Raw genomic sequence first — 12647 nt, 5'->3', positions numbered from 1 at the left:
TTTATTTGTTTTTCAAGCTGAATGATACTGTTCCATAGTTTGTATGGTCTTTGTATGCTTCTGCTACACCTTTAACCAAAGAAAGAATACCTGTCGTTTTGTCAATGTTATTGTCTATTGTACCCGTGGAGTCATTGGCTGCTTCAACCCATGAATCTAAATAGGGGTAAGAAAAAGAAACATTCTCCTCTCCCATTGTCTCAGGATTAGTGACTTCAAATTCTATGACATGAGAGTATTTACTATCTGCGGCATTTATATCTTGTACAGATAATATTGTCATTTGGGAAGGATTTGAAACCTTATAGTTACCAAGATTTTTGGTTACAAGGCTACTTTGTAGAGATGCTGTCAAGTCAGTGACAAGTTCAACTTTGATTTTCTTTGTATGATTGACTTTGAATGTTGACTTCTGAAAGGAAAACGGAATAGGCTGTGAGGATGCGTATGCACTATAATTCTTGATGCCTCCAATAATATTATCAACTTTCACGGATTTATTGAGTTTTGCTAGAATCCGCTGATCACCAATTAACCATATGTAGTATGGACGTTTAATGCCTGACAATTTCTTGCTGTTCCTGCCACAAAACCAAAATCCGTCAAATTTTGATTCCAGCTGAATTATTTCAACTCCCAAATAAGGGTACTTTAATAAAGCATTGTTGAATACATTTTTAATGTGAACTTGGCAGTTCCCAAAATAGTCTGTTGCACTTTGTGGAATGTCTAAGATGCAATCTGAAATCAAGACAGAAACCGTCTTGTTTTCATGTGCCCCCATAATCATTGAGAATATATTTCTCAAATCTGTATTACTCCTATCTCCACCAGCTTTCGCAAAAGATTGTGGTGTCAAGTCTTTTATATATGCCTCAAGAGTTCCATTATTATAAGGTATTATTTTGGAGTTTATATAGAAAAGAGAGTCGGATGTTGAATACTTCTCAAGGTCACTAATATAGTCAAAAACAGCATCTTTCAAATTTGATCCAGAACACATATAAGCATCCATACTTCCAGAATTTTCTACATAGACTTTCAACTCTATGGAATCGTTAAAAGTTGGTACTGACACCTTCTCCCATTCAATCTTTATTTTGTTTTTAGGTCCCACACACGTCATGATGACAACCACAACTATTAAGGAGCATAGCGCAATTGGAATGAAAAGCTTTTTATTCATATTCACTTGTTGTCCGCAGATGTCCAACTCTTAAAAGTTTGCATTTCCACGGAGGAATCCTTTTACCGATACATGCTCCATTCTCGGTCATAAATTATTTTAGGTTATCACTTACATACACACAAAAAACGTGGAGCCAGTTCCGTGCCCGGTCCACGCTTTGAAGGTCTTCGCATTACCCTGTCCGTCTAACCGAGCAACGCTGAAAGCCCCACGCCGATGTATATATCACGCCCATGCCATCTCTGGCGGGCATAATGTATTACACCACTAAGGGGCGTTCCCGTTGCTTTGTTTTTGACAGACAGTTTGGAAGTTGCGAAGTTCTCAAAGCGTCAAAACCAAAGCGTTCAGAAAACGCCTTTAATATGTATGTGTCCCACCTCCTGTGAATACCCAAGGGCTTTCAGCATTTGGAAAGAACTTTGCAAAAATATAAAGAATAATTGACTACCGCAAATATTTGACAAGAAAAAAAAGAAAAAAAATATTTTCGCGAGGCTTTGTTATTTGTTGAAACCTATAGTAAACGTGGACAAATCAATGATTGGGGTGTATATCTGGTTGTGAACCGTTCAGATGATTACATATCTCCTCTGCCAGTTCATTCAGAGTTACGCAATCGGAGCGGCTGATATGGCGCTTTGTACTTTCATAAGGCCAGGGGCTAAGGATAAGTAGGCGGCCTTCGGCACAGGCGTCAAAAAGGGCGGCAGTGGGCTTATAGTAATCACGAAAGCTATTGTCTGTCAAAAGGATTGTAGCTGTTCCTTGGTTTTAGAGCAAACCCAGACTTTAGAAAAGCTGATTCTAAAGTGTAAAAGGATGCATTTTAGAGTTTAGGACAGGTGATGTTAAAGTCTAAGAATGGCATTTCTAAAGTCTAAAACCGCAACAATCACTTTGGATCCAGGGGCTGGACTAACCATTTTTAGGGGCTGGATTGACCGCGTCCAGGGGCTAGGAATAGCGCGTCCAGCCCCTGGATACGAGTCGTCCAGGGGCTGGACGAAGAACAAAACGGTCCGTATTGCATGATAAAAGCGGAACTATTAGAAATGAAAAGTGCCACTATTCCAAACGGGAAGTGGCACTTTTCCATCTCCGATGCATGGCATTTAGGAAATATTCAAATTTCTTTTGCATAGAGCTACAAGTTGGCAACAACCTAAGAGCACAGAGTATCACCATGCTGTCATATCGACGGTGGCTTCTACCTGACGCTCGACATCATCGGGCAAGGCGGGGAAGAAGTCGATGCCGGTGATGCGCTCCACCTGATCGACGCTGTTGTAGTAGAGGTCGCGCTTGCGGGTGCCCTCGGTATTCTTCACCACGATGCCGAAGGCCTGAGGCGTGGGCGACAGGCGGAGCACCACCTTGAAAAAGGCATCGGGCACGGCAACGGCATTGGCGCCGATGGTGCGACGAGGCCCACGAGACCACACAGGACCACAAACGATATACACCTCGCCATACTGGCGGGCCCAGCGACGGCAGTCGGTCTCGATACTGTTCCACACGCCACTGTTGAGCTTGGCATTCTGCGGACAGACGTTGACCAGCGAGAAGGAGTCGTACATGGCCTGACGGCTCCACTTGTTGTCGCCGGCAGGACACATGTGACCACGCGACCAGCCACTGCCACGGTAGTCTTGCAGTGTGGCACGAGGCTGCGGACAGTCGTCGTCCTCGTGAAAGTTGCTCATGCGCCGCAGGGGGCCGTCGGCATGGTCGGCAGTGAGCTGCCATGCCACCCAGTTGGGACAGCGGGTCTCTGCATTATACGACACCACATAAGAGGTGCGCCTGAGCACCAACCCGGCACCATCCCCGTTGTCAACCGAAGGAATCAGTAACTGGTCAGTGCCGACGTCTGTTGGCGACGTCAACTCAGCGTCTGCCTCGGGCGAGCATAGCGGGGTATGGGCCACACCTATCACGATGAGGAGCAGCACCAGACCAATCCAGCCATAGCTGCTACGTCTGTTTTTATGTCTTCTCTGTTTCATTATTGCAAAGGTAGCATGTTTTTAAGAATAAAACAAACTATCGCGGCTTGAAACTTTGCTGTTTCGTTTATTCTTCGTATTTTTGCCAAAAATTGAAAGCAGCGGCATGATACTGGTATTTGGCGGAACAACGGAAGGACGCAAGGCGGCAGAGGTGCTGGAGGAGAGCGGAAGCACATTCTACTACAGCACGAAGACGGGCGAGCAGGCGCTGACGCTCAAACACGGCGTGCGCATTGACGGTGCGATGGACGGCGAGGCGATGCGCACGTTTTGTCGCCATCACGACATACGCCTCGTGGTGGATGCAGCCCACCCCTTTGCCTCGCAACTGCACAAAACCATCGGCGAGGTGGCACGGGCGCTGGGCATCCCCGCAGTGCGCTACGAGCGCATCTATCCGGCTCACGATGCCGACATCGAATGGATAGACAGCTACGACGAAGTGCCTACCGACATCTGTTCGCTGTTGGCCACCACCGGAGTACAGACCATCGGCAAGCTGAAACCGCTGGAGGCTAAGGGCATCAAGGTTTATTACCGCATACTGAGACGTGCCTCATCGATAGCACTGGCCAGGGCGCAGGGCGCCACCGACGAACAGCTGTGCTTCTATGAAGACGGCGACACCATCGACGTGAAGGCCGATGCCATCCTGCTGAAAGAGAGCGGCGAGAGTGGTGGCTTCAGCGAGAAGGTGGCGGCTGCACGCCGACTGGGCATGAGGATTATTGCCATCAGAAAGCCGAGACTACCCTTTGAAGACTATGCCACAGGATGCAATGGTCCCTACGGATTGCGCCGTGCCGTGGAGCGGCTGTTGCCAGAGTTCTTTCCTCTGCACAGTGGACTGACCACTGGCACATGCGCCACGGCGGCAGTGGTGGCTGCCTGCAGGATGATGAGCGGCGAGCGGCCCCAGGAGGTGCCAGTGATACTGCCCGACGGCGAGACCATCATGGTGGCGGTGGGCTATGGCGAGGACTATGCCTACTGCATCAAGGATGCTGGCGACGACCCCGACGTGACGGACGGGATAAAGATAGAAGCCTACCCCCAGCCCCTTCCAAAGGGAAGTGAAGCTTCTTTTTCTGTTGGAAATTGGGAAATAGTGGCGGGGGAAGGCATCGGCCACTTCACACTGCCGGGCTTCGACTATCCTCCTGGTGAGCCAGCTATCAACAAGGGGCCTCGCGAGATGATTAAAAAGAATCTGGAAGGTCTAACCACTCCCCTCCATTCAGGGAGGGGCCGGGGGTGGGTCTGCAAGCTTTCCGTCCCTGGTGGTGCCGAGATAGCCCGAAGGACCTTCAACCCACGACTAGGTATCGAAGGAGGCATCTCGATTATTGGCGTCAGCGGCATCGTGAAGCCATTCTCAGAAGAGGCATTCATCAGCAGCATACGCAAGTGTATGCAGGTGGCAAAGGCCAGTGAATCGGAACGGGTGGTGATCAATAGCGGCGGCAAGAGCGAGCGATTTGTGAAAGGGCTCTATCCCACCCTGCCATCGCAAGCCTTTGTGGAGTATGGCAACTTTGTGGGCGAGACATTGAAGGCAGCCCACGAGTTGGGATTCAAGCAGGTGACGCTGGGCGTGATGCTGGGCAAGGCGGTGAAGCTGGCGGCAGGACATCTGGACACCCACAGCAAGAAAACCGTGATGGACAAGGCCTTCGTCGGCAGCATGTTGCACGAAGCCGGCATAGACATCGACTTAGAGCACATGACCTTGGCACGCGAACTATGGACCCTGGTGCCAAAGCAACAACTACAAAAAATGGCCGATACGATTATCGACCACTGTATGAGACACTGTAAGCCCTTATTGCCCGATGGCGAACTGACCATCCTTTTGATTGGAGAAGAAGGGGAAATTTACTAACCATCCGCTCTAAATCTCCCCGAGGGGATACTTTCTTAACTCCCTCCCTCGGGAGGGCTGGGGAGGGGTTGAAAGGGTTGGTATATGTTATATCTTCACCCGCAGGTTATTGGCATCGAAGTTGATACCATCGCGCTCGACAAAGCGTGACAGCACACCACGGTCGGCCAGTTGGCGGGCGGTGCCGATGTGGAGCGCCTGCGGTTCCATGAGCCACAACGTGTCGGCTACCTGCAGTGCCAACTCAAAGTCGTGGGTTGAGAGAAACACCGTCTTCTGCATCTGGTGGGCCAGTCGGCGCAGCAGTTGCATCATCTCCACCTTGCTGGGGAAATCGAGAAAGGCCGTGGGCTCGTCGAGATAGATGACAGGGGTCTGCTGAGCCAGCGTCTTGGCAATCATCACCTTCTGCCGTTCGCCATCGCTCAGCGTATCGACCATGCGCTGCGTCAGGTTCTGAATACCCACCTGAGCAAGGCTCTCATCGACGATACGTCGGTCTTCGGCACTCAGCCGTCCCCAGAAGCCCGTATAGGGTGCACGCCCCAGGCCAACCAGTTCGCCGACCGTCATATTGCGGATGTTGGGCTTCTCGGTCAAGACCACGCCCACCCTGCGACTCAGCTGACGATCAGTGTAGCTGTCAAGTTGTTTGCCATCGAGCCATATCTCGCCTTGGAGTGGCGATTGGAAGGCTGCCAACGTGCGCAGCAACGTGGACTTGCCAATGCCGTTGGCACCCAGCAGACAGGTGAGCTGTCCCTCAGCGATGGTAGCGGTGATACCCTGCGCCACCAGCTTTTGCTGATGTTTCTGCTTGTAACCGATAGACAGCTGGTTGAGCTGAACAGATATATCACTCATAATTCTCCTTTCTTTTGCGGAACAACACACCAGCCACGATGGGAGCGCCAATCAGGGCGGTGACGGAATTGACAGGCAAGGCACCTTCGAAACCAGGCATGCGAGCCACCAAGTTGCAGAACAGCGCTAGCGCAGCGCCAGTCAGCAACGAGGCTGGCATGAGGATGCGATGGTCGCTGGTGCGGAAGATGGCACGTGCCAAGTGGGGCACTGCCAGACCGATGAACATGATTGGACCGCAGTAGGCGGTGACGATGGCCACCAGTGTGCCCGAGCTGAGAATCAGGAAAGTACGGGTGCGCCGCACGTTCAACCCCAGGTTGCGGGCATAGCCGTTGCCCAACATATAGAGGTTCATGGACTTCACCGTGAGCATGCTGAGGGGTAGCAATAGCAGCATGAGGCACACGAAGAGCAACATCTGCCCCCCCGACACACGTCCGAACGAGCCCAACCCCCACACCACATAGGCGCGGATGTCTTCTTCGGCAGAGAAGAACTTCAAGACACCGATGATGGCGGTGGCCAGATAGCCTATCATCACACCGATGATGAGCAGCGTCACGTTGCCCTTCACCTTTGAAGCTACCCACACGATGAGCCCCATCACCAGCAGTGCACCGATGATGGCTGCCAGCGAAATGGCTGCATCGCCCAGATAGCCCAGACGGCTGAGAGCCACGCCCCCCAGCGAACCCGAGAGCAGCACCACAAAGGCCACGCCCAGCGAGGCGCCATTGGAGATGCCAAGCACCGAAGGACCAGCCAGCGGATTGCGGAACACAGTCTGCATCTGCAAGCCACTGACCGCCAATCCGGCACCAGCCACCAGGGCTGTCAGCGCCTGGGGTACACGCGAAGAGAAGATGATGTTGCGCCATATCTCAGACTCGTCCTCGCTGCCCAGCAGGATGCGCCACACGCTGGCAAAAGGAATGCGCACCGTTCCGAGCAGAAGGTTCAGAACGAGCAGCGCCACGATGGCGAGCATCAGCACGAGAATGAGCAAGAGCGTCTTTTTCATTTCAGCAAGTGATAGAAGACAGGCTGATGGTCGTCAGAGAGCAGCCCGGGATGGAAGATATGCACCAGATCGAGCAGAACAAGATCGGGCCTAACGGGGGCCATCTCGTAATAAGGTGTCTGCTTCATGTTGCAATAGACGACGTGTTTGTCGCGGAAAGCCTTGAACAGCTTGTTGCGGGGCTCCGCCTGCAGGAGCGCCTCGTAAGAGAAGTCGCCCTCATAACTGTTGAGTATGCGCCAATAGTCGGCATTGGCAGCGGTGGCATACATCTGTTCGAACTCAATGTTGACGCCACCGGTGTTGTCGTCGTGGATGACATAATCGGCACCAGCATCGCGGAAGAGCTGTGCCAGCGAATTCTTGCCACCCACGGCATACCAGTTGCCGCCATGCATCTCGCCACTGAACACGGTGGGAATGGCGTCATCCGCCAGACTGTTAGGATTGACTTTCACACGATGATAGTTTTGGGCTATGTGGTCAAACAGCGAATCGGCTTGCTGTTCCTGTCCGGTAAACATAGCAACAAACTTGATCCATTCGGCCTGTCCCAGCGGATGCAGCTCCTTGTAGCCCAAATGCGGAATCAGCGTGATGCCGGTCTCCTTGATTGCTTCGTAGCCGCCACGCTTAAATGGCGAGATGAATATCACCTCGGGGTGAGCAGCCAAGATGAGCTCGGTGTCGAAGTTGCCCTCCATGCCAATCTTGACAATCTGGCCCTCCTTCACTCGCCGACGCACGTCCTTGTTGAAGAGATTCTTGGTGCCGGTGATGCCTTTGACCACATCCAAGCCATCCAAAGCGATGAAGTTGGACAATTGCAACATGGTCATCACGATGGTGCGCTCGATGGGCACATCGACCCTGACATAGCCCTGAGGTATCGCGACATCTTGAGTGCCCTTCGGCACCAGAGCGAAATGATAGTCAACAGGCATGCGGTCCTCGTCTTCTTGCGGGTCGGCCACGTCAACGAGTCTGACGCCATGGTTCATCACTCTCACCGTGAAGCCTTTGGCATAGGTGGGGTTCGACAGCGAGTCGCTGATGGCAGCCGATTCTGCCGAACGGCGATGTCCTCCACTACAAGCGCAGAACATGACGAGCAGACAAGCAAGGCTGCTCAACAAGATATGTTTCGCAGAATGTTTCATGTGATTGTATTTGATTCTGCGGACAAAGTTACAATATTTTTCTGAAACTCGAACAAAAAAAGGTCTGCGTTTTTAGCGCAGACCTTGATGTATAGTCACCTATTGGTGAGATTGTAAGATTACTTCTTGATGAACTTCTTGCCGTTGCTGATGTAGATACCAGCCTTCTCGGCCTTCTTCAGCTCGACACCCTGCAGATTGAAGATCTTGTTCTTCTGAGCCGAGGGGAGCACCTTCTCGCTGATGCCATCAATGCCAGGATCGGTAGCACCCAGATACTTGATACGGAAATTGTCGGCAACGACCCAGTCTTCTACATTAGGTTGCTCATCCTTATAGATACCAATAGCAAGTTCACCACTTGCATCGACCTCAGCAACAACAGATGTTCTGTAAAGACCATTCTGGAAGTACTGAGCTGCCTGATCGCAATTGTTAGGCAGTTCGCCAATAGCAGACTTAGTGCCGAGACCAGGAGCCTTATCAGCATCGACGGTGATGTTAGGCAGAGCAACTTCTTCATACTGTGCATAAAGGGCTGCATTCTGGATAGCCTCTTCACCCTTAGAAACGACATCCACCTGATGATTGAAGTTGCCATCACGATAGTAGCCCTGAACAGACACTTCATAGAAACCAGGCTCCAAGCCCTTGATGACTTGATCGACAACCATACTTCCTTTGTTCCAAGCCTCAACGGTGAAGTCATTGTGATTACTACCACGTTCCCAAATGCTGGCATCTGAGAGAGTCCATGCGGGCTCAACTTCTGCACGCTGGTTGAAACCAGGGTTAACAATCATGAACGAAGCGTCAACAGGATTCTCGGCAGTTGCATTCTTCAATAGTGCCAAGCGCTCCTCCTGAGTTACCAGAATCCACTGTGCATCAAGATCCTCGGGGTCAACAGCCTCCTGACCAGCAGGCAGATGGTTCTCGGTTCCAACAGTATTCCAGTCGCCCTGACCTTCGTTGACACTTGCATCGGGATTGTACTTCACATATACATCTTTATAGTCATACTGATAGATGTTGTACTTACCATCGCCAACCTCAACAAAATACCAGTCATCAACCTTAGGACAGTCCATATAACCACGATAGTTCAAATATTCCTTCGTACCATTATCATCTGAACCATTAGAAAGGTGAGTATTGATAAAGAATCCATCAGCAGCATCGCTTGGCTCGAGAGTAACCAATGTGCCAGGCATGCCCAGAGCAGCGTGTGCACCCCAGTCAGAGCCACCAGTGAGGAAGCGCTGCTGACCTACGTTGTAGAGATAGAATTCGCCTTTGGCAGGAACATTGCCCTTGAATACGTTGGGCTGACGCTCAGCCACATTCTGCTTGCGTGCGACACGAGCACTCTTCAGTGCTTTGTCCAACTCGTCATTGGTAGTACCAGCCTCGAAGAAAGACTCTGACTCGAGAGACTCTAAGCCTTCTTCCTTAGCCAGTGCGATAGTATTCTTCAGTGCGGTGAAGTTGTCAGCATTCAGGGCCTTCACATTGTCGAAAGCCAGTTTCAGGGCATCGTAAGCCTCTTTCTGAGCAGCCAGGTCGCTGCTTTCTGCAACAGCCTTAGCGCTATTCAGAGCTGCATCGAGATTGGTTTTCAGAGCTGTAGTGATATTACCATCGTATTTCTCGACAGAAGGAATCAGGTCGGCCAACAGTGGACCGAAGGGATTAACTGCGGGATAAGACTCGGGATAGACATACTCCTGAACCAACCAGTTAGAGAAGCTGAACCAGTAAGCGGGTGTATGTTCGCCATCATCAACCACGCCAAACTGGAGGATGAATGTAGCAATGTCTGTGGGCGAAGTGAAGTCAACGCTATAGTTGCTGCCTTCAGTTGCTTCTGGAGAAATCTTTGCATAAGCAATCAGGCCCTCGTCGTTATAGCGACCATTGCCGTGATTGTAGTTTTCACGGTCGATAATCTTGAAAGGAAGAGTTGTTGGGTTATCGGTCTCGTTGTGGTTTCCGTCCCATGTGCCCCAGCCGCCAGTGCCGTAGGTGAACGATACGTTGTAGTCTTTGTAAGGTTCTACAGTCAGTTTGTAAGACAGAGGCTCCCAACCACCTGTACCTACATAAGGATTGAGGCTGCTTGTTCCGGTGGTCTCGTCCCAAGAGATACGTGAGCCTTCGCCATAAACAGAAGCCCAGTGCTCGTTAGGACAAATCCAGTTCTTCATGTTCTTATAATCGGTAGAAGCGATAGGACTGAGTGTGCGCTCACCATTGCCGCAGATCTCGAATTCATTACCATTATACTTATAAACCTTATTATCTGTGGTATTGTAAACCATCTTGCCAGGATATACGGTGATACCAGACTCAATGCCACCTACCTCGAACAGTTTGTCGTTCTCAGAATAGAAGATCTTACCACTCACCTTATCCTTCAGGGCACCCTTGCTGTTTGACAGTACGGGAATGAGGTCGAACACCAGTGTTGTACCCTCGTAGATCTTCAGGTTGTAGAGCTCGATGTAAGGGTTGTAGCAGTCGGTCTGAACACGATCGCCTACCTCGGCAGGATAATCCTTGTTCTGAGCGAACACATACAGAGGAGTCTTACAAGTATTTGTCTCGCCCTTTGGTGAGTCAGTCACAGTACCTCTCAGATTGGTCATCTGCTCATCATCATAAATCTTCAGCGTACCTTCGGCAGCATCCAGCACGGTCCAGATCTTCTGGCCGTAAACCATCTGAGACTTGTCGCCAGTCTCACCGCCAAGGTCGATGGTAGCATTGGTAGAGAAGAAGCAGAAGCGGTCTTTCCATCCATCTTTATCGTAACCACATCCATAGACAGCCTTCCAGTCGGGACCTTCAGAAGCCTTGATGACAGCCACCGCACGGGTATTGTTCTTAGGAATGTAATTCAGATTGATGTAAGCGCCATCGGGAGCCTTCAAATATTCACCCTCCTGCAAATCAGGCTGTGTAATCTTCAAAGAATTCACCTTCTCATAAACGCCATAGAGTTCGTAGCTATTGCAATTGTTACGAACGTAAACCTTGCCATCCGCCTTGTTATAGACGAAGGTCTCCGTACCGGTGTACTTTGACAAGTTGTCAACCACCTCAACGTTTGAGCTTTGAGCAAGCATTGTGCCGCCAACCAACAAGCTCATTACGAATAGTAATAATTTTCTCATAAAACTTGAGTTTTGAGTTAATAATAATTTGGTTTTATTGGTTTGTACTTTGATAGCATATATTTCTGGGAGCAAAATTATAATTTAAAGTAGAAAGCGAAGGACAGAATCTGTTCAAAAAAGGAAAATATCTGTTAATCAACCCATATTAATTCATTTTCTACTTGTCAGAGTCTTATTAATTTTGTATATTTGCGCATCATTTAAACAGATAACGACAACAAAATGAAAGAGCGAATCACGTTCCTTGACTACCTTCGCGTAGTGGCTTGCTTCTTAGTAATGCTGGTACATGCCAGTGAAAATTTCTATGGAGCCGACGCTTCAGGACTGGCTGGCAATGTATCAATGCTGGCCAACGAGAGCAATCGGTTCTGGGTTGCATTCTACGATGGAGCGCTCGGACGTGTTGCCGTGCCGCTATTCATGATTGTATCGGCATTCTTGTTAGTGCCCATGAAGTCGGGAACCACGATGACGCAATTCTACCGCCGTCGCTTCATGCGCATTCTTCCACCATTTATGGTCTTCCTATTGCTCTACACCTTCCTGCCATTAGCATGGGGCGGAATGACATGGGAGCAGTCTATGACCGACTTCAAGCTGTTGCCTTTCAACTTCCCTTCGATGGCCGGTCACCTGTGGTTCATGTATCCACTGATCAGTCTCTACTTGATTATACCCGTTGTGTCTCCCTGGCTGGAACGTGCCACAGCCAAAGAAGAACTCATTTTCATTGGCATCTTCGCCTTTACCACCCTCATCCCCTGGCTGCACCGCTTTGTTTCGCCCGAGTTATGGGGAGAGTGCTTCTGGAATCAGTTCTCCATGTTCTGGTACTGCTCGGGCTATCTGGGCTATTTAGTTTTAGCACACTATATCCGATACCATCTCTCATGGAACCAGCACAAACGACTGGTGGTGGGCACCATCGCCTTTGTGGGTGGCGCAGCCTTCACCGCCTGGAGCTTCTGGTGGAAGGGCGAGCCTGGTCTGCTGATTGAGACGCCCATGCTGGAATGGTCGTGGGAGTTCTGCACGCTGAACGTGCTCGTGGCGACTTTTGGACTGTTTCTGCTGTTCACCTGCATCAAACAGGCTAAAGCGCCAGCCATCATCACCTCGCTATCGAAATTGTCGTTCGGCATGTATCTGATGCACCTGTTCTTCCTGGCTCCTATAGCAGCCTGGATTATCGATGGCGACTCTGCTGCGCCCAGCATCCCCGTGGCACTGGCCATCCCCACGATTGCCATACTCACGTTTGTATGCTGCGCTGTGACTACGAAACTACTATCATTCTTACCAAAAAGCAAATACATTATCGGCTAAATGAATCT

At 50.3% G+C, this 12647-nt stretch carries 9 protein-coding genes; 2 read left to right on the top strand and 7 right to left on the bottom strand.

Going from position 1 to position 12647, the window contains the following annotated elements; translation table 11 throughout:
• Position 1: 1 nt before the first annotated feature.
• The 3 genes from L6472_RS03610 to L6472_RS03600 form a co-directional block, all read right to left on the bottom strand.
• Positions 2-1186 carry a hypothetical protein gene (locus L6472_RS03610; RefSeq protein ID WP_237807227.1) on the bottom strand — a complete coding sequence of 395 codons (1185 nt, stop codon included), beginning with the start codon at positions 1184-1186 and terminating at the stop codon, positions 2-4.
• A gap of 540 nt (positions 1187-1726) precedes the next feature.
• The gene (locus L6472_RS03605; protein ID WP_237807225.1) at positions 1727-1939 is read right to left on the bottom strand and encodes a hypothetical protein; all 213 of its coding nucleotides are present in this window, start codon (positions 1937-1939) and stop codon (positions 1727-1729) included.
• 431 nt (positions 1940-2370) lie between these two features.
• Positions 2371-3198: a DNA/RNA non-specific endonuclease gene (locus tag L6472_RS03600; RefSeq protein ID WP_237807224.1), complete on the bottom strand. Its 828-nt coding sequence runs from the start codon at positions 3196-3198 to the stop codon at positions 2371-2373.
• A gap of 106 nt (positions 3199-3304) precedes the next feature.
• Between L6472_RS03600 and cbiD the strand changes: the two genes are divergently transcribed.
• Complete coding sequence (cbiD, locus tag L6472_RS03595; protein ID WP_237807223.1) at positions 3305-5083, top strand: cobalt-precorrin-5B (C(1))-methyltransferase CbiD; 1779 nt, start codon at positions 3305-3307, stop codon at positions 5081-5083.
• An 87-nt stretch (positions 5084-5170) separates the two neighbouring features.
• Here cbiD and L6472_RS03590 read toward each other — a convergent pair whose 3' ends face one another.
• The 4 genes from L6472_RS03590 to L6472_RS03575 all read right to left on the bottom strand — a co-directional run bounded on the left by L6472_RS03590 (position 5171) and on the right by L6472_RS03575 (position 11307).
• Positions 5171-5947, bottom strand: a complete 777-nt coding sequence (locus tag L6472_RS03590) for an ABC transporter ATP-binding protein (protein WP_237807222.1) — start codon at positions 5945-5947, stop codon at positions 5171-5173.
• The gene (locus L6472_RS03585; protein ID WP_237807221.1) at positions 5940-6971 is read right to left on the bottom strand and encodes an iron ABC transporter permease; all 1032 of its coding nucleotides are present in this window, start codon (positions 6969-6971) and stop codon (positions 5940-5942) included. The genes L6472_RS03590 and L6472_RS03585 overlap by 8 nt, the downstream gene beginning before the upstream one ends.
• Positions 6968-8131 carry an ABC transporter substrate-binding protein gene (locus L6472_RS03580; RefSeq protein ID WP_237807220.1) on the bottom strand — a complete coding sequence of 388 codons (1164 nt, stop codon included), beginning with the start codon at positions 8129-8131 and terminating at the stop codon, positions 6968-6970. Before L6472_RS03580 ends, L6472_RS03585 begins: the two co-directional genes overlap by 4 nt.
• Positions 8132-8250: 119 nt before the next feature.
• Complete coding sequence (locus tag L6472_RS03575; protein ID WP_237807219.1) at positions 8251-11307, bottom strand: hypothetical protein; 3057 nt, start codon at positions 11305-11307, stop codon at positions 8251-8253.
• Between the two features lie 225 nt (positions 11308-11532).
• On the opposite strand from L6472_RS03575, the gene L6472_RS03570 reads away from it, so the two are divergent.
• On the top strand, positions 11533-12639 hold the full coding sequence (locus L6472_RS03570; protein ID WP_237807218.1) for an acyltransferase: 1107 nt from the start codon (positions 11533-11535) through the stop codon (positions 12637-12639).
• Positions 12640-12647: the final 8 nt, after the last annotated feature.

This window comes from Prevotella sp. E13-17 (assembly GCF_022024035.1).
Classification (GTDB): domain Bacteria; phylum Bacteroidota; class Bacteroidia; order Bacteroidales; family Bacteroidaceae; genus Prevotella.
The sequence above is the reverse complement of the archived record's forward strand: the minus strand, read 5'-3'. Positions and strand labels throughout refer to the sequence as shown.

Coding starts and splice junctions, on each gene's coding strand:
- L6472_RS03610 (WP_237807227.1), bottom strand. CDS start 1,186: ATGAATAAAAAGCTTTTCATTCCAATTGCGCTATGCTCCTTAATAGTT.
- L6472_RS03600 (WP_237807224.1), bottom strand. CDS start 3,198: ATGAAACAGAGAAGACATAAAAACAGACGTAGCAGCTATGGCTGGATT.
- cbiD (WP_237807223.1), top strand. CDS start 3,305: ATGATACTGGTATTTGGCGGAACAACGGAAGGACGCAAGGCGGCAGAG.
- L6472_RS03590 (WP_237807222.1), bottom strand. CDS start 5,947: ATGAGTGATATATCTGTTCAGCTCAACCAGCTGTCTATCGGTTACAAG.
- L6472_RS03585 (WP_237807221.1), bottom strand. CDS start 6,971: ATGAAAAAGACGCTCTTGCTCATTCTCGTGCTGATGCTCGCCATCGTG.
- L6472_RS03580 (WP_237807220.1), bottom strand. CDS start 8,131: ATGAAACATTCTGCGAAACATATCTTGTTGAGCAGCCTTGCTTGTCTG.
- L6472_RS03575 (WP_237807219.1), bottom strand. CDS start 11,307: ATGAGAAAATTATTACTATTCGTAATGAGCTTGTTGGTTGGCGGCACA.
- L6472_RS03570 (WP_237807218.1), top strand. CDS start 11,533: ATGAAAGAGCGAATCACGTTCCTTGACTACCTTCGCGTAGTGGCTTGC.